The following is a 16,804-nucleotide window of genomic DNA, read 5'->3' on the forward strand; positions in this document are numbered from 1 at the left end:
GAAAAGAGATCTCCCACCAATCCGCCACGCGTTCGGCTACGGATCAAAACTGCGCTTTGCATGCCTCAGGCCGACACGGCCCCCTTCACCGCACGATTCCTCATCCTGCAACCGGCTTCGACTCCCTGCATCCGCCGAGAAAAGAGAACGAGTACCGCCTTTTCTCCGGGACAGAAAGCTTTGGCACACAAACAAACGGGCGCGCATCACTTCGAAAGGAAGGAGACCGAAATCAAGGTGGCGCGGTCACAGGTCATATCCGCGAACAGCGTTGTGTGATGGTCTGTCCGTAGCGGGGATCGTGAAGCGTTCCATTGAGGAGGGTGGCCTGTGGGCATCGTGATCGGTGAGGTGACAGCGTTCGCGCTGGGCATCGCGCTGTCGCCGTTCCCCGTCGTTCCGGCGGTCCTCCTGCTCTTCACCCAGCGGCCCAGGACAACCGCGGGCGCCTTCCTCGCCGGATGGGCGAGCGGAATCGTCATCGTCACGGCCGCGCTTTCCGCGCTGGCCGCCGCCATCGAGGTGAGCGAGGAGACACCGGCCTGGGCGTCCTGGACGAAGGCCGGGCTCGGCGTGATCCTTCTCCTGGCCGCCGTACGGCAGTGGCGCTCCGGAACCAAGGGCGCCCCGGCATGGATGCAGGCCCTGACCGACTCCACACCGGCCAAGGCCCTGCGGCTGGGACTGCTGCTGTCGGCTGCCAACCCGAAGGTCCTTCTGCTGTCCGCAGCAGCCGGGTTGACCATCGGTGCCGCCGAACTCGGTCCCGGGGGCTCTGCCACCGCACTGCTGGTTTTCACGGCGATCGCGTCATCCACCGTTGCACTCCCGCTGCTCCTGCACCTCGTCGCGGGAGATCGCATCCTGGCCCCGTTGGAGCGGGCGCGGACCTGGCTGGAGACCCACAACGCGAGAGTCACGGCCGTCGTGCTGGCCGCGATCGGCGTCCTCCTGGTCATCGAGGGCTCCGCCGGTCTCTGACCGTCGGGCGATGGGGCCCGACGGTCCTGCGTGTACGCACGTGGGCGGACCGAAACCGGTCGCCTCATCGTTACGGGGTCCACCTCACCGTCATGCGGCGTGCCACCTGTCGGCCGGCCGCAGGCCAACGCGGACAGCGGACAGGCGTGTCGAGGCTGGTCACGATGGCGTGTCGAGGCTGGTCACGCTCCGCAGCAGCCGCCCGCGGACACGTCCGCGACGGCCGTAGTGGTGACGACGGGGACAGCGGCCGGGGTCGTGAGCTGGACCGGTCGGGGCGCCGGGGTGCAGCAGCCCCCGCCGGTCTGATCCGCCCCGGGAGTGTCGAAGAGTCCGGCGCCGCCGCACACCCCGGTCTCGGGGAGGGTGAGTTCGACGTTGTCGGCGGCCTGAAAATCGCCGGCGACGGCTGCGGCGACGGAACGGACCTGCTCGTAGCCGGTCATCGCAAGGAAGGTGGGGGCGCGGCCGTACGACTTCATGCCGACCAGGTAGATGCCCTGTTCGGGGTGGGCCAGTTCGCGGTGGCCGTGGGGGTGCACGGTTCCGCAGGAGTGCTGGTTGGGGTCGATCAGCGGAGCGAGGGCAAGGGGCGCCTGGAGGCGTTCATCGAGGCCGAGGCGGATCTCGGACAGGAATGACAGGTCGGGGCGGAAGCCGGTCAGCACGATCACCTCGTCCACCGGGTCGAGGCGGCGGCCGTCTTCGGCCAGCAGGACCAGGCGACCATCGCTGTCACGCTCGACCGACTCGATGCGGAAGCCGGTGACCGCGTCCGCGTGGCCCTCGTCGAGCGCGGTCCTGGCCGCGAGGCCGAGCGCGCCGCGGGCCGGGAGCCGGTCGGCTTGACCGCCGCCGAACGTGGAGTCGGAGAGAGGGCGGCGCAGGAGCCACAACGCCTTGGTTCCCGCCCCGTCGTCAGCCCTGGCCAGGTCGGCGAGAAAAGCGAGTGCGGTGAAGGCCGAGGCTCCGGTGCCGACGACGGCCGTACGCCTGCCGATGAAGCGGGCGCGGACGGCGGCGTTCTCGAGGTCGGGGACGCGGTAGGTGATCCTCTCGGCCGCTGTGCGCTCGCCGAGGGCGGGCAGTCCGTCGGCGCCCGCCGGACCGGGCGTGGTCCAGGTGCCGGAGGCGTCGATGACCGCTCGGGCGAACAGGCGCTCTTCGCGGCCGTCGGTGTGCTGCACGTGGACGACGAAGGGCTGTCGCTCGCGGTCGGCGTCGACGATCCGGTCACGTCCCGCGCGGGAGACGCCGGTGACGAGGGCATCGGTGCGGACGCGGTCGCCGAGGGTGTCGGCGAGGGGCTGGAGGTAGAGGTCGACCCAGTCCGCGCCGCTGGGGTAGGTGGAGGGGTCGGGCCGGATCCAGCCGGTGGGGGCCAGGAGCTTCTCGGCGGCCGGGTCGACGACCTCGCTCCAGGTGGAGAACAGCCTCACGTGCGCCCACTCGCGTACGGCGGCCCCGGCGACCGGGCCGGCTTCCAGGACCAGCGGCTCGATGCCTCGTTCCAGCAGGTGTGCGGCGGCGGCCAGGCCGACAGGACCTGCCCCGATCACGACGACGGGCAGGCCGGTGGTGTCGCGGGCGTTCACGATCGACTCCTATTGTTTCGACGTTCGTCGATGGCTTGCGCCGTAACAATGACACCTGTATCGACGGTCGTCAACATAGATGGGTCTCGAAGCAGCAATGGGCAGTGGACGCTCGCCCGACGCCCTGCACAGACATCGCCGCAGGCGCGGCCACGGGCATTACCGCAGGCATCGCCGCGGACAGCGGCGGTCGGAGTGCTCCAGCTACGCGCACGCCGCTGCCGCGACGTCGGAGCCGCGTCCGGTGACGGCAGACGGCAGGGCGGCAGGGCGGCAGGGCGGCAGGGCGGCAGGGAGCTTTACTCGCCTGCTTCGACATGTGTCAACATAGATGTATGTCGAATGCGAAGGTGCTGCCTCTCCTCGAAGCGGACGGCCGGAACGTCGTGCCGTGCTGTGCGCCGCTGACCGAGCGCCCGATGGGCGCCGAGGAGGCCGAGACCGCCGCGCGGATGTTCAAGGCGCTGGGCGACCCGGTACGGCTGCGGTTGTTCTCCGCCGTGGCCTCCCACGAGGGCGGCGAAGCGTGCGTGTGCGACATCTCCGACGTCGGCGTCTCCCAGCCGACCGTCTCCCACCACCTGAAGAAGCTCAAGGAGGCCGGCCTGCTCACCTCCGAGCGGCGCGGGACCTGGGTCTACTACCGCGTCGAGCCGTCCGGCCTGGCGGCGATGGCCAAGCTGTTGACCATGACGCCGTCCGCGGTCTGATGACACCGCCGGGAGGGGCAGTCATGGGGAGCGGGTCCTCGAACGCGGCGGTGGTCGTGCCGCTGACCCCGGAGCACGCCGAGCAGGTCCTGGCCATCTACCAGGCAGGAATCGACGAAGGCAACGCCACCTTCGAGACGCTCGCCCCGACCTGGGAGGCCTTCGATGCGGCGAAGCTGCCCGGACACCGCTTCGCCGCTCAGGACGCCGACGGCACGGTGCTGGGCTGGGTGGCCGTGAGCGGCGTCTCCGACCGGTGCGCGTACGCGGGTGTGGTCGAGCACTCCGTCTACGTACAGCCGGCGGCCCGCGGCCGAGGGGTTGCCACCACGCTGCTGAAGGCACTCATCGAGTCCACCGAGGCGGCCGGGATCTGGACCATCCAATCCGGCATCTTCCCCGAGAACCCCGCCAGTATCGCGCTGCACGAGCGGGCCGGGTTCCGCGTGATCGGCACACGTGAGGGCATCGGCCGCCACCACGGTCGCTGGCGGGACGTGGTCCTTGTCGAACGCCGCAGTCGTACGGTGGTCTGACGCGCACGATGCTTCGGCCCGGCGGCAAGCCCGACCCGTCCACCGCCGGTCACCATCACCTACAACGTGCGCGTCACTCGCTCGCAGGGTCTTCGGCTGTCGGACCCGGAGCCGGAGTGAAGACGAGTGTCACCAGCGCGAGCCCGACCACGGCGCCGATCAGCTGCATGCCGATGAACCCTGCCACCGAGCCGGGCGCGATGCCCGCGAACGTATCGGTGAAGGTCCGGCCGATCGTCACCGCCGGGTTCGCGAAGGACGTGGAGGACGTGAACCAGTACGCGGCGCCGATGTAGGCAGCGACGGCCACGGGGGCCGAGCGCGACTGGCCGGTGCGGGCCAGACCGAAGATCAGCAGGATCAGGCCGGCCGTCGCGACGACTTCGCCCAGCAGCAGGTGCCCGGCCGAGCGGTCGTGGGTGGACCATTCCACCAGCGGCTTGCCGAACATCGCGTCCGCCAGGACCGCTCCGGCGATCGCACCCGCGATCTGCGCCGGGACATACGCGGCGGCCTCGCGGATCGTCACGCCCGGGCCACCGCGGCGGCCCGTCCACCACTCGGCCAGTGTGACCACCGGGTTGAAGTGCGCACCGGAGACAGGGCCGAGCAGGAGGATCAGCACGCCGAGACCAAGAACGGTGGCCAGGGAATTGGCCAGCAGCTGCACACCGACGTCCTTGCTGAGCTCCGTGGCCTGGATGCCGGAGCCGACCACGATCGCGACGAGGGAGGCGGTACCGACCAGTTCGGCGGCCGCCCGGGCCGGCAATGGCCTGCGCGGCGGGAGGGCACCCGGGGCGGGCTGCGGCTCAGCGGCAGGTGTCACCGGCTGCGCGGCGGACTCGTGCGTGACGGTCAACTGGACTCCTTGGTGCGGTCGCCGGGACGGCGACGGGTCAGGGGCACGACCGCTTCCTGCCGGCGGCACCTCGGGCGGACTCGGCCAGGTCGGCGAACTGGCTCGCGAGCGAGGCGAGGACGTCCGCGCGCAGCTTGTAGTAGGTGAACCGGCCGCACGGCTCGGTCTCCACGACCCCGGCTTCCCGCAGCACCTTCAGATGGTTGGAAAGGTTGGTCTGCCGAGCACCCGTCTCCTCCACCAAGTGGGTGGTGCACAGCGTCTCTTCGGCGAGCAGGGTCACGATCCGGAGCCTGAGCGGGTCGGCCAGAACGCGGATCAGATCAGTGTCGGCTGACGTCAGCATGCACTGATACTGTCATATCAGTGGTGACTGACACCACTGGGCGCTGATGCGTGATGCGTGCGTCCTCCTACGCCGCCATGCGGGCGCGAGACCAAGAGAGACCTCCGATGGCCGACAAGCCCTCCGTGCTGTTCGTCTGTGTCCACAACGCCGGCCGTTCCCAGATGGCCGCCGCGTGGCTGAACCACCTCGCCGGGGACCGCGTCGAGGTCCGTTCCGCCGGTTCCGACCCGGGCGACCGGGTCAACCCCGCCGCCGTCGCGGCCATGGCCGAGGTCGGCATCGACATCTCCGCCCGGACCCCGAAGATCCTCACCGTGGACGCGGTCCAAGCATCCGACGTCTGCGTCACGATGGGCTGCGGCGACACCTGCCCCGTCTTCCCCGGCAAGCGCTACCTCGACTGGCAGCTCGAAGACCCGGCCGGCCAGGGCGTCGACGCCGTACGGCCCATCCGCGACGAGATCAAGCTGCTGGTGGAGGGCCTCATCAACGAGATCGCCCCAACACCTCGGACGCGGTAGCCACTTGGTCTTCGCCCTGGCTCTGTGGTTCATCACCTCGTACCGCTTGTCGCCGCGGTACGTCCAGTCCGCGTCGCCCCGCCCCGCGCCGCGCCGCGCCTGAATGAACGTCCTTTGCGGGGCGGTCAGTTCTCCAGCGAGGCGCGAATGAGCTCGCTCAACTCGTCGTCAGTGATGTCCGCCGCATCCCGGGAGCGCAGCTGGATGGTTCCCTTCCCTTTGATGAGGTTCGGGTGGCGGGAGGCGAAGGCGGCACCCCGGTCCCGGTCCCACCCGTAGATCGAGATCCCGTGCTGCCAGACCCCCACATGCAGTTTGCGGTCGCCGACCCGGTAGGTCGGCATCCCATAGGACAGCACCAGGCCGGCCTCGGGGTACGCCCCCAGAATCAGCCGATGCAGCCGGTCGAACAAGGGGCGGTGTTCGGATGCGATGCCGTCGAGGTAGGTCTGCACTCCAGCGTTCATACGACCCATTCTGGTCGCGCATCATCCTCGGCATCCGCAACCGGCCGACGCTCAACCGGGTTCCCGTACGTCCCGGATCTGTGCCGGGCGCGCGCAGCCGGGCTCGTATCCTCGGTCCATGGTCGGCATGCGGACAGAGAAGACCGAGCGCGGTCCGGGGCGCCCGCGGGACGAGCGGGTGGCGAGCGCCGTCCTGAACGCCGTCGTGGAGCTGGTGACGGCGGACGGGATCGGCGCCGTCACCATGGACGCCGTCGCGGCGCGTGCCAAGGTGAGCAAACCGGCCATCTACCGGCGCTGGCCCACGAAGCAGGCCATGATCATCGCGGCGGCCGAGACGCGTATCGGCGAGCTCTCGGTCCCGGACCTGGGCGATGTGCGGGCGGAGTTGCGCGAGGTGCTCACCGCTCGGCTGGCGGCTTACCGGCGTCCAGGGACGGACCGGCTGATGACCGAGCTGATCGGCGCGGCCGCGGAGGCCGGGGGTACGCGCGGGGTGTACGCCGAGTTCGCCGAGCGGATCATGGGAGAGACGCGGACCATCCTCGAACGTGGGATCGCCCGCGGCGAGGTCCGGACGGACGTCGACATCCGGTCCGCGGCCACTCTGGTCGCCGCTCCGCTGGTCTACCGTCTGCTGGCGGAGCGCGAGTTGCCCGACACGCGCCTGGTCGACGACCTGGTCGATCTCCTGGTCCGCGCGCTCGGCACTCAGGCCTGACCCCAGGGGCCTGGACCCGGCACGCCTGACCGCGCCTCCCGCACCCGGGCAAAGATTGTTGCCACCAGCCTCTTGCCCCCGCCCACGCGAATATCGATACTTCCGGTAACGATTTTCCGGTGCGACCGTGGAGGACCACATGGACACCGTTCCGAACGCCAGCCGCTGCATTGTCGAGAAGCCGCTGTTCCACGCGGGCCGACGAGTGCTGGAGCGCACCGCGCCGGGTGCGCCGACGACGCGGTACCGTCTCCTGGACCTCGCGCCCATGACCCCGCACATCGGTGCCGAGATCAGCGGCGTGGACCTGTCGCAGCCGATCGGCGAGGAACTCGCCGAGGAGCTCAAGCAGGCTCTGCTGGAGTGGAAGGTGATCTTCTTCCGTGACCAGCACGGCCTCGACACGAAGTCCCACATCGCACTCTCCGCGGTCTGGGGCGAGCCGGAGCCGAACCCGTTCTTCCCGAAGGGTGACACCGTCGGCGTCTCCCGACTGGCCAAGGACGCGATGGCCGCCGGCAGCGAGAACATCTGGCACAGCGACCACTCCTTCATGGCCGCGCCCGCGACGGGCTCCGTCCTGCGCGCGATCGAGGTCCCGCCCGCGGGCGGCGACACGATGTGGGCCGACATGGGCGCCGCGTACGACAACCTGAGCGACGCGATGAAGCACCGTATCGAAGGTCTCACCGCGGTGCACGACTTCGAGCCCAGCTGGGGCGCGTTCATGACGCCTGAACAGACCGCCGCGATGCGCGAGCGCCTCCCGCGGGTCGAGCACCCGGTGGTCGTGCGGCACCCGCGTACGGGACGCAAGACCCTCTACGTCAACGAGCCCTTCACTTCCCGCATCGTGGGCCTGCCCGAGGACGAGAGCCGGGAACTGCTCCACGAACTCGGCCTACAGGCCCGGATCCCCGAGCTCCAGGTCCGTTTCCGCTGGCAGGCGGACTCGGTCGCGATCTGGGACAACATCGCCACCCAGCACTACGCGATCAACGACTACTTCCCGCAGCGGCGCGTGATGGAGCGCGTCGCGATCGCCGGCGTCCCGCTCGCCTGAGCCCCGCTTCCAGCCTTCCGAACCCCTGCGGAGCCCCCGTGACCGACACCGACGTCGTACCCCTCAGATCTGCCGGGCCGCCGGCGCCCGACCTCCGGCACACGCGCCGCGCGTGGACCGTCACCACGCTGCTTGTGGTCTTCATGATGGTCAACTTCGCCGACAAGTGCGTCCTCGGACTCGCCGCCGATCCGATCCGCCACGACCTCGGCCTGTCCGCGACCGAGTTCGGACTGGCGAACAGCGCCTTCTTCCTGCTGTTCTCCCTCTGCGGTGGCGCGGTGGGCCTGCTGTCCGACCGGGTACGGCCGCGCCGGCTGCTGCTGACCATGGCCCTGGTGTGGTCGGTGGCCCAGCTGCCGATGGCCCTGGGCGGCGGGCTGGCCGTCCTGGTGATCTCACGGATCGTGCTGGGCGCGGCGGAGGGCCCGGCTTTCCCCGTCGCCCAGCACAGCGCGCTGTCGTGGTTCCCCGACGAACGCCGGAACCTGCCCGGCGCCCTGGTCACCGTCGGCACCACGCTGGGGGTCGTGGTCGCGGCCCCCGGGCTGACCTGGGTGATCCATCATCACGGCTGGCGCTCGGCCTTCGGCGTGGTCGCAGCGGCGGGCGCGTTGTGGGCGGCGGCATGGGTCCTCTTCGGCCGTGAGGGACGGTACGCGAGCGCCGCGCCGGGCACGGCCGAACCCACCGGGGCTCTCGCCCGGCGCCTTTCGCGGGAGGCGACTTCGGCGAGGCGGGCGGCCGACGGCGGGGCCCCGGCAGACGTCCCCTACCGCCGCATCCTCGGCACCCGTACCTGGATCAGTGTCACGGTCGCCTACTTCAGCACCTACTGGTGCGTCGCCCTGACACTCGTGTGGCTGCCCTCCTACCTGCACGACGGCCTGGGTTACGCGACGACCACCACGGCGAGCCTGATCGCCCTGCTCTGGACGGTCAACGGCGTGGCCATGCTCGGGCAGGCGGGGCTGAGCGGCTGGTTGCTGCGGCGCGGCGTGAGCAGCCGGTGGGCCCGGGCCCGTGTCGGCGGCATCACCCTGGTCGTCTCGGCCGTGGCCTGCCTGCTCCTGCCCTCGGCTCCGCGCGGACCGGTCACTGTGTCGCTGCTTGTGCTCGGCTTCGGTATCTGCGGGGTGATGGCCGGCGTCGCGGTCACCACCGTCGCCGAAATCGTCCCCGAAGGGCGCCGCGGCGGAGCGCTGGGCCTGATGAACGCGGTGGTGACCACGGCGGGGCTGATCGCTCCGGCCCTGACCGGCTTCATGGTCGACGCCCAGGGCGCGGCCGGCTACCAGCACGCGGTGCTCCTGGCGGGTGCGCTGCTCCTCGTCGGAGGTCTGGCCGCCATCATCCTCGTCGACCCCGCGCGTGACGCGCGCCACCTGAACGCGTAACGTCTTCGCGCCACCCCACCACCGCCCGACCACCGCCGCCACACCCCGCCCTGCCCCGCCCCGCCCCGTCAAGGAGTGACGTGAACAGCACCACGCTCGACACCCCCGCCCTGGACAGTGCAGTGAGCGAACTGCGCCTGCGCGCCGCGTCCTGGACCGCCACTTCGCTCAACGAACGCATAGCGCTGCTGGAACGGCTCATGCCGCGGATCCTCGACAGTGCCGAAGAGTTGGCCGCCGCGGGCGCCCAGGCGAAGGGGTACGCGTTCGACTCCTCCTGGGCCGCCGAGGACTGGGCCGGCGGACCCTGGGCCCTGGCCCAGAACACCGGCGCCCTCCTGCACGTGTTGCGCCGCATCGCCGCGGGCAAGGACCCCGTCGCGGCCACCGCCGTACGCAGCGAGGACGGGCGAACCGTCGTCGACGTCTTCCCCGTCACCGGCTGGGACCGCCTCCTGCTCAGTGGCTACCACGCCGAGGTGAGGATGCGTGAGGGCAGCACACCCGCGCAGGTCCTGGCCGACGCCGCGGGCGAGTACCGGGGTTCCGCGGGCCGCCCCGGTGTCGCGCTGGTGCTCGGCGCGGGCAATGTCGCCGCGATCACCGCCCTCGACATCCTCCACAAGCTCTATGCCGAGGGCCAGGTCGTCGTCGCCAAGATGAACCCGGTCAACGCGTACCTGCGGCCCCACTTCGAGAAGATTTTCGCCGAGTTCGTCGAGGGCGGCTGGGTCCGGTTCGTCGACGGCGGCGCCGCGGAAGGCGCCTATCTCACGACCCACGACGGCGTGGACTCCATCCACGTGACCGGCAGCGACCGGACCCACGACGCCATCCTGTGGGGCACCGACGAGCGGGCCGAGCAGCGGCGCCGGGACGACACCCCGCTCATCGACAAGCCGTTCACCAGCGAGCTGGGCGGGGTCAGCCCCTGCATCGTGGTGCCGGGCCGGTGGAGCGGGGCCGACTACCGGTTCCAGGCCGAGCACATCGTCACCAGCAAGATGAACAACTCCGGCCACAACTGCATCGGCAGCCAGGTCCTCGTGCTCCCACGTGACTGGGCCGGCACCGAGCGGCTCCTGGACGAGATCCGCACGGTACTGCGCCGATTGGAGCCGCGCACCGACTACTACCCCGGCGCCGCACAGCGGCTGGCCGCCGTTCGCGCCGCCCATCCGTCAGCCGAAGTCCTCGGCGACGAGAGCCGGATCCTGGTTCCGGACATCGCCGGCCACGACGACGTTCTGCTCACCAGCGAGGTCTTCGCCAGCGCGTTGGGGGTGGTGCGCCTTCCCGGCAGCACCCCCGAGGAATTCCTGCGCCACGCCGTGGACTTCGCCAACGACACCCTGCCCGGCACGCTCGGCGCCACGCTGATCGTCCACCCAGGGACCGAGAAGGCCTCAACTGCCGCCGTGCAGGACGCCGTCACCGCGCTGCGCTACGGCACCCTGGGCGTCAACTGCTGGTCCGGAGTGGGATTCCTGCTCGGCTACACCCCCTGGGGCGCCCATCCCGGGCACACCCGCCAGGACATCGGCAGCGGAACGGGCTTCGTCCACAACGCCTTCATGCTCGACGGCGTCGAGAAGACCGTGCTGCGTGCGCCCTTCGCGCCCGCGCCCCGCGGCCTGTTCACCGGCTCCCCCTCGCTCTCCCCGCGCCCGCCGTACTTCGTCACGAGCCGAACCGGCCGGACCACCCTCGAACGGCTCACCCGCTTCACCGCCGCACCCGGCATCGCCCAACTGCCCGCCCTCTTCGCCTCCGCGCTCCGCAGCTGACCGGCCTCGGATGCGTGCCCAGGCCTCCACTGTCAGTCGATCACCCATTCCCGGGGCGGATCACGGACGGTGGGGGCCGGTGCTGTGCCCTCTGACGGCTTCCTCCAAGGCGATGCGGACGCCGAGGTTGAGCTCGCCGGTGGACGCCCAGTCGGTGAGGAGACCGGCGAGACGGCGCGGTCCGATGCCGGCCCTGCGAGCGACCTCGGTGAGGATGTCGCGGGCCTGGTCCGCGTTCAGGCGTCCCAGGGCCATCACGATCCCCGTCGCCTGATCGATCACCGCTTCTTGTGTCGTGGCCTCCTGCTGCCGCCCGGCTGCCTGCTCCTGGAGCGCCGCCGGGCCGTCGGCGGCGTCCACGGCATTTTCGCCCGGCCGGGTCCCGGCGCTCACTCCGGCCTCACCGGCTTCAAGGTCCGCATCCACTTCCAGGCCAGGAACGGATTCCTGGGACCAGGCTTCGGGGCCACTGTCCGGACCTGGCGGTCGTGACACTTCGCCCGTGGGAAGGGCGCGCGGGCGCCGGGAGCATCAGGGTGGGCGGGTTGCGCGCGGTCGGCCTCGCGGGCGTCGGCGGCATCCTCCTGCCGGTGGTGTTGGGACATCTTGGTGAGCACTCCCGCTGTGGTCTCTGGACAGGGCCGAAAGGTGATTCCGGACCCGCCGACGGCTGTCAGGGGCCGCCCCGTCCGGAGATCCGCCGGCCCGCCGAAGGAGGCCCACAGACGGGGAAGCGATCCCCGTGGAGCATGCGCCTTCGGTCCGAAGCACGCCATCAACGTGCCCGCCGGTTACGACCGTAAACGCCACCGGAACAAGGCGCGCGCCGCCGAAGCGACAGGTCCGGGCTTGCTGCACGATGGCCTGTCGACCCTCGGCACGGATGGTGCTTCAGCGGGCTGAGATTTCCGGGCTGCCGCTGGGCGAGGAAGGGCCGATCAGCCGTGGTCCCCAGTCCGGCTGTTCGGGTGAGGCCGGTCGATCCCGCGTGTTCGGGGCACGGGAGACGAGCCGCCCGGGGAAAGCTGCGGGAGACAGGGCCCGACAGGACACGGCACCGCAGGCAGGGCAGGGCACAAGTGGTGCCGTGATGCCGAGCCCGTCGGCTCGAGTTCGTTCGCGGTTACGGAGGTGCTGCTGTGATCGAAGAAGCCGATGTGGTCGTGGTGGGTGCGGGCATGTTCGGATCGGCCGCCGCGAAGTACGCAAGCCGTGCCGGCGCCGATGTCCTGGTGATCGGACCCGTGCACCACCCCACTCGCGGTCGACGAGCCCGGTCTGCCGCCGCAGTCGACGTCCTGGCCGATGACCCCGAGGCCCTGTTTCAACATTCGCGCACGCTGACAAACTCGACAACATCGCCACACCAGTGACCACGGCGACACCCGACTCCTGCTGCGACGCCACCGCCTGCCGCACCCGCCCGTAGCGGCCTCAAGCACTCGTGCGGGTGAGATGCCGGGCGGTCGTGTTGGGACCGCCCGCAGGGTCGGAAGACTGACCGCACCAGACAGGGCGCACCGAGGGATCACGATGACGGAACAGCTGTACGCGACGTTGAAGACCAGCCAGGGCGACATCCGGGTCCGGCTCTTTCCGGATCACGCACCCAAGACCGTCAGCAACTTCGTGGAGCTGGCGACCGGTGACCGGCAGTGGATCGATCCGAACACGGGCCGGCCGAGCACGGACCCGCTCTACGACGGCACGGTCTTCCACCGGGTCATCGACGGATTCATGATCCAGGGCGGTGATCCCCTGGGCAACGGTTCCGGCGGCCCCGGGTACAGGTTCGCCGACGAGTTCCACCCCGACCTGGCGTTCAACAAGCCGTACCTGCTGGCGATGGCCAACGCCGGACCGGGCACCAACGGATCCCAGTTCTTCATCACCCTCGGGCCCACCGCGTGGCTCACGGGCAAGCACACCATCTTCGGCGAGGTCGCCGACGACGCCGGCCAGAAGACCGTCGACGCCATCGGCACGACGGACACCAACCCCCGCAACGACCGCCCGGTGACGGACGTGGTCATCGAGAAGGTCGTCGTCGAGGCCCGCTGAGCGGCCGGCACCGCCGGTCACGGGCCGGGGCAGCCCAGGCGAACGGGCTTCCCCCCGGCTGCCGATGGCCGCCTCACCCGTACCCGCCCCGGACATCGGACGATTGAGGACGAAGAGATGACCGAGAACGGCAAGGTCTGGCTGGTGACCGGTGCGACCAGCGGTTTCGGGCGGGCCATCACCGAGGCCGCGATCGACGCCGGGGACACGGTGATCGGCACGGCCCGAAGGCCCGAGGGGCTGGCCGAACTGGTCGCCACACATCCGCGCCGGCTGGAGGCGATCGCCCTGGACGTCGCCGACGGTGGACGGATCGACGCGGTGGCCGCCAACGTTCTGGCCCGTTACGGCCGGGTGGACGTGCTGGTGAACAACGCCGGGCGCACACAAGTCGGGGCGTTCGAGGAGACCACGGACGACGAGCTGCGCGACCTCTTCGAGCTGCACGTGTTCGGCCCGGCGCGGCTGACCCGTGCCGTGCTGCCGCACATGAGGGAGCGTGGCAGCGGATCGATCGTGAACATCAGCAGTTTCGGGGGGCAGCTGTCCTTCGCCGGGTTCTCCGCGTACAGCGCGACCAAGGCGGCGCTGGAGCAGTTGTCTGAGGGCCTGGCCGACGAGGTCGCGCCGTTCGGCATCAAGGTGCTGATCGTGGAGCCCGGCTCGTTCCGCACGAATCTGTTCGGCAAGGGTGCGGCCTACTTCTCCGAAGAGCACCCGGCGTACGCGGAGAAGGTCGGCGCCACCCGGAAGCTGGTGCGGGACGGCGACGGTACGCAGCCCGGCGACCCGGCGAAGGCCGCGGCGGCGATCCGGCTGGCCCTGGAAGCCGAGAACACCCCGCTGAGGCTCGCCCTCGGCGGCGATGCGGTGGACTTCCTGGTCGGCCACCTGGACTCGGTCCGGGCCGAACTCGCCACGTGGGAGGAGGTTTCCCGGGCTACGGAGTTCGACAAACGGTGACCAGCCGCGGGCCAAACAGTCAACTGGGAGGGCACGGAGAGAGCCGCCGCGGGCCGGCCCACTACTCGTACCGATACTTCAACGAGTCCGCCTCCGCCTGCTCGACGTCGGAGATCGTCAACTCCGGCATCCGCAGCTGTGCCAGCGTCACCTCGGCCGAGGACGGCTGGGCGTCGGCCGACAGCCACTGCTCGGGCTTCCAGGCCGCGCTGCGCAGCAGCGCCTTCGGGCAGTGTGGGTAGACCTCCTCGATCCCCAGCACCAGCGCACTGGCCGGCGGTTTGCCCACGGCTGTCAGCTGCGACAGCAGCTCCGGGCGGGTGGAGACGCAGGCCCGGCCGTTCACCCTGAGCGTCGTGGTGCGCCCAGGGATGACGAACAGCAGCCCTGCCCGCCCGGTGGCGATGACGTTCTGCAGGGTGTCCAGACGCTTGTTGCCGGTCGCGTCCGGTATCGCCAGGGTCCGTGAGTCCAGTACGGCGACGAACCCGGCGGGACCGCCGCGCGGGGAAACGTCACAGTTGCCCTCGGCGTCCGCACTGGCGATCAGGACCAGCGACGAGCAGCCGATCAACCGCGCGGTCTGCTCGGTGAGTTCGGTCATCTGCTTGCGCACGGCCGCGGCGCCGGGGAGTTCGTAGGCACGGCGCAGCGCCTCCTGGTCACGCACGGCGTCGAGGTCGAGCAGGTCGAATGCACTGCCGGCAAGGGGTGTTGTCATGCCTCAGACCCTAGCCAGTGCCGCAGCGGACACCGTTCGCGGGCGCGGTGCGCCGGGCTCGCCGGAGTTGCTCGAAAGGGGCGTCGGGGCCGGTCGAAGATCTCTCGTCATCTCGGCATGCCGTAGTGGTCCGGCGGATCACTTCTGTGGACGCGTCACGTCCCGCAACGGGAAAGCCATCATGCTGACGCCCAAGGGGATGGTGTCCGGCGTGTGCGGTGGCCGGGCCGCTTCATGGAGCTCGGTGGCGAGGTCGGCAAGTCGACTTCGGATGTTCTCCCAGGTCTGGGGATCCACCCACAGTTCGGCGTCGACGGTGACGCCCTCGCTGCCCTCCGCACGGCGCCCGGCACGTTCCCGAAGGGTGTTCGCCATGGTCTCGGCCAGCATCGGGGTCCCGTCGTGCTGGTCGGACAGTGGCGTGCCCTGGACGGTGAGGTAGCGGCGCTCCCTGCCGCCGCGGCGGGTGCGCTCCTCCGCCAGCTCGACCAGGCCCACCGCGGCCAGGCGCCGCAGGTGCTGGCTGGCCAGCGCGTGGGAGACGTCCAGTTCGCGGGCGAGTTCGGCAGCCGACATCGGTCCCGGCCACATGAGGCTGAGCATCCGTAGCCGCAAGGGATGGGCGAGCGCGCGCAGCACGGGATCGGTATCGGTCACGCAGCCAGTAAAGCGCACGTCGCACCTCGATCCGACTACACCCAATCAAATGATTGGGAGTAGGTTGTTCGATCACACGCGATGAAGGGGCGGGCATGGGCTGGAACACTCTGAAGGTCTTCCGGGACCGCAACGCCGGTCTCTACCTGGGCGGAGTGTTCGTCTCCGGTTTCGGCAACTCGGCCATGTCGCTGGCCGCCGGGATCTGGGTCAAGACACTCACCGGGTCCAGCGGCCTTGCCGCGCTCGTCAGCCTCTGCATCTGGCTGCCGACCTTCGCGGGACCCGTGATCGGCACCGTGGCGGACCGGGTCCGTCGCCGTCCGCTCCTGGTCGTCACCAACCTGGTGCTGGCCGCCGTCATGACCGCGTCCCTGGCTGTGCGCTCGCAGGGACAGGTCTGGCTGCTGTTCGCCGTGCTGACCCTGGTCGGAGTGGGCATGGTCCTCACGGACGCGGCCGAGACCGCCCTGGTGGCGGCCGCTGTGCCGAACGAGCTGCGCGGCGACTTCAACGGCCTGGTGCTCACCGCCATCGAAAGCATGAAGCTGATCGCTCCGCTGGCCGGCGCGGGTCTGTTCACCGCGTTCGGCGGCCCGGCGGTGGCACTGCTGGACGCGGTCACCTTCGTCCTGGCAGCGATCGTCTTCAGGCTGATCCGGGTAGAGGAAGCCCTGCCCGCGGCCCGCGTCAGGCGTGCATGGACCGCCGAGACCGCCGAGGGCGCCCGCTATCTGCGACGGCACCCGGTACTGCGCCCGCTCGTCCTCACCAGCGGAACGGCCATGATGGTCGCCGGAGTCAGCAGTACGGCCACGTACGCGATGCTCGACGCCGGGCTCCACCGCTCCCCTGCTTTCGCCGGCGTCCTCACCTCGATCCAGGGCTTCGGCTCGGTCGTCAGCGGGGTGGCGGCCGGTGCGTTGATGCGCCGGTGGCCCGAGCGCGGCCTCTCGACGGCCGGACTCGCCCTCGTCGCCATCGGCGTGCTGGCACGGGCGACTCCCTGGCTGCCCGTCGTGCTCGGCGGCAGTCTGACGCTCGGTCTGGGGCTGCCGTTCCCGCTCATCGCCGCGCTGACGGCCGTGCAGAAGCACACCCCGTCCGAGTTGCTCGGCCGGGTCGCGGCGACGGCCAACACGCTGATGTACGCACCCACCGGACTCGCCCTGCTCCTGGGCACGGGCATGGTGGCCGGCCTCGACTACCGGGTACAGCTCCTCGCCGCCGGCGTATCGGGTCTGGCCGCCGCGGCCGCGCTCACCGTCCCCGGCCGCACCACGCGGACTCCGGCACCGGCCGACGTCCGGCCCATGCCTGCAACGACGGAAGCCGACGCAACGTAGAACGGGCAATGCCCGTAGGCGGGCTACGGTTCACACGACCCGGCAGAAATCGTGCACCGAAGCGGCT

At 70.4% G+C, this 16,804-nt stretch carries 19 protein-coding genes; 12 read left to right on the plus strand and 7 right to left on the minus strand.

The genetic code is table 11. The annotated features are described in order from the left end of the window. Positions 1–330: 330 nt before the first annotated feature. The gene (locus tag ABZV42_RS33025) at positions 331–981 is read left to right on the plus strand and encodes a GAP family protein (RefSeq protein WP_355986134.1); all 651 of its coding nucleotides are present in this window, start codon (positions 331–333) and stop codon (positions 979–981) included. A 182-nt stretch (positions 982–1,163) separates the two neighbouring features. Here ABZV42_RS33025 and ABZV42_RS33030 read toward each other — a convergent pair whose 3' ends face one another. Continuing rightward, on the minus strand, positions 1,164–2,576 hold the full coding sequence (locus ABZV42_RS33030; RefSeq protein ID WP_356055101.1) for an FAD-dependent oxidoreductase: 1,413 nt from the start codon (positions 2,574–2,576) through the stop codon (positions 1,164–1,166). A 335-nt stretch (positions 2,577–2,911) separates the two neighbouring features. On the opposite strand from ABZV42_RS33030, the gene ABZV42_RS33035 reads away from it, so the two are divergent. Beyond that, positions 2,912–3,286, plus strand: a complete 375-nt coding sequence (locus tag ABZV42_RS33035) for a metalloregulator ArsR/SmtB family transcription factor (protein ID WP_355986131.1) — start codon at positions 2,912–2,914, stop codon at positions 3,284–3,286. 23 nt (positions 3,287–3,309) lie between these two features. After that, positions 3,310–3,822 carry an N-acetyltransferase family protein gene (locus ABZV42_RS33040; protein ID WP_356055103.1) on the plus strand — a complete coding sequence of 171 codons (513 nt, stop codon included), beginning with the start codon at positions 3,310–3,312 and terminating at the stop codon, positions 3,820–3,822. A gap of 73 nt (positions 3,823–3,895) precedes the next feature. Here the strand turns inward: ABZV42_RS33040 and ABZV42_RS33045 are convergent, their stop codons facing one another. Together ABZV42_RS33045 and ABZV42_RS33050 are read right to left on the minus strand one after the other, a co-directional pair. Further along, a complete protein-coding gene (locus tag ABZV42_RS33045) occupies positions 3,896–4,684 on the minus strand; it encodes an aquaporin (protein WP_355986125.1) in 789 nt (262 codons plus the stop codon). A 37-nt stretch (positions 4,685–4,721) separates the two neighbouring features. Next, the gene (locus ABZV42_RS33050) at positions 4,722–5,030 is read right to left on the minus strand and encodes a metalloregulator ArsR/SmtB family transcription factor (RefSeq protein ID WP_355986123.1); all 309 of its coding nucleotides are present in this window, start codon (positions 5,028–5,030) and stop codon (positions 4,722–4,724) included. A gap of 107 nt (positions 5,031–5,137) precedes the next feature. On the opposite strand from ABZV42_RS33050, the gene ABZV42_RS33055 reads away from it, so the two are divergent. Then, positions 5,138–5,554, plus strand: a complete 417-nt coding sequence (locus ABZV42_RS33055; RefSeq protein WP_356055105.1) for an arsenate reductase ArsC — start codon at positions 5,138–5,140, stop codon at positions 5,552–5,554. 125 nt (positions 5,555–5,679) lie between these two features. Here the strand turns inward: ABZV42_RS33055 and ABZV42_RS33060 are convergent, their stop codons facing one another. After that, the gene (locus ABZV42_RS33060; RefSeq protein ID WP_356055108.1) at positions 5,680–6,021 is read right to left on the minus strand and encodes a DUF1801 domain-containing protein; all 342 of its coding nucleotides are present in this window, start codon (positions 6,019–6,021) and stop codon (positions 5,680–5,682) included. Positions 6,022–6,139: 118 nt separating this feature from the next. Between ABZV42_RS33060 and ABZV42_RS33065 the strand changes: the two genes are divergently transcribed. From ABZV42_RS33065 to ABZV42_RS33080, 4 genes are all read left to right on the plus strand, one after another. Continuing rightward, a complete protein-coding gene (locus ABZV42_RS33065) occupies positions 6,140–6,742 on the plus strand; it encodes a TetR/AcrR family transcriptional regulator (protein ID WP_355986114.1) in 603 nt (200 codons plus the stop codon). 139 nt (positions 6,743–6,881) lie between these two features. Then, positions 6,882–7,805: a TauD/TfdA family dioxygenase gene (locus tag ABZV42_RS33070; RefSeq protein ID WP_355986112.1), complete on the plus strand. Its 924-nt coding sequence runs from the start codon at positions 6,882–6,884 to the stop codon at positions 7,803–7,805. A gap of 38 nt (positions 7,806–7,843) precedes the next feature. Further along, positions 7,844–9,202 (plus strand): MFS transporter, encoded by a 1,359-nt coding sequence (locus ABZV42_RS33075; RefSeq protein WP_356055110.1) that lies wholly within the window; start codon positions 7,844–7,846, stop codon positions 9,200–9,202. 80 nt (positions 9,203–9,282) lie between these two features. Then, positions 9,283–10,989 (plus strand): aldehyde dehydrogenase family protein, encoded by a 1,707-nt coding sequence (locus tag ABZV42_RS33080; RefSeq protein WP_356055112.1) that lies wholly within the window; start codon positions 9,283–9,285, stop codon positions 10,987–10,989. Positions 10,990–11,049: 60 nt separating this feature from the next. On the opposite strand, the gene ABZV42_RS33085 is transcribed toward ABZV42_RS33080, so the two are convergent. After that, complete coding sequence (locus tag ABZV42_RS33085) at positions 11,050–11,382, minus strand: ANTAR domain-containing protein (RefSeq protein ID WP_355986104.1); 333 nt, start codon at positions 11,380–11,382, stop codon at positions 11,050–11,052. A 746-nt stretch (positions 11,383–12,128) separates the two neighbouring features. Between ABZV42_RS33085 and ABZV42_RS33090 the strand changes: the two genes are divergently transcribed. The 3 genes from ABZV42_RS33090 (at position 12,129) to ABZV42_RS33100 (ending at position 14,013) form a co-directional block, all read left to right on the plus strand. After that, a complete protein-coding gene (locus ABZV42_RS33090; RefSeq protein ID WP_356055114.1) occupies positions 12,129–12,362 on the plus strand; it encodes an FAD-dependent oxidoreductase in 234 nt (77 codons plus the stop codon). A 160-nt stretch (positions 12,363–12,522) separates the two neighbouring features. Further along, complete coding sequence (locus tag ABZV42_RS33095; protein ID WP_355986100.1) at positions 12,523–13,050, plus strand: peptidylprolyl isomerase; 528 nt, start codon at positions 12,523–12,525, stop codon at positions 13,048–13,050. 117 nt (positions 13,051–13,167) lie between these two features. Beyond that, positions 13,168–14,013, plus strand: a complete 846-nt coding sequence (locus tag ABZV42_RS33100) for an oxidoreductase (protein ID WP_356055116.1) — start codon at positions 13,168–13,170, stop codon at positions 14,011–14,013. 61 nt (positions 14,014–14,074) lie between these two features. On the opposite strand, the gene ABZV42_RS33105 is transcribed toward ABZV42_RS33100, so the two are convergent. Both ABZV42_RS33105 and ABZV42_RS33110 read right to left on the minus strand, forming a co-directional pair. Continuing rightward, a complete protein-coding gene (locus ABZV42_RS33105; RefSeq protein ID WP_356055118.1) occupies positions 14,075–14,734 on the minus strand; it encodes an MSMEG_1061 family FMN-dependent PPOX-type flavoprotein in 660 nt (219 codons plus the stop codon). Positions 14,735–14,872: 138 nt separating this feature from the next. Further along, on the minus strand, positions 14,873–15,391 hold the full coding sequence (locus tag ABZV42_RS33110; RefSeq protein ID WP_356055120.1) for a helix-turn-helix domain-containing protein: 519 nt from the start codon (positions 15,389–15,391) through the stop codon (positions 14,873–14,875). 95 nt (positions 15,392–15,486) lie between these two features. Here ABZV42_RS33110 and ABZV42_RS33115 point away from each other — a divergent pair, with 95 nt between their 5' ends. Beyond that, positions 15,487–16,737, plus strand: coding sequence for an MFS transporter (locus ABZV42_RS33115; protein WP_356055122.1), 1,251 nt, complete (start codon positions 15,487–15,489; stop codon positions 16,735–16,737). The last annotated feature ends 67 nt before the right edge of the window (positions 16,738–16,804 follow it).

The organism is Streptomyces sp. NPDC005281, assembly GCF_040607495.1.
In the GTDB taxonomy this organism is placed as follows: domain Bacteria; phylum Actinomycetota; class Actinomycetes; order Streptomycetales; family Streptomycetaceae; genus Streptomyces.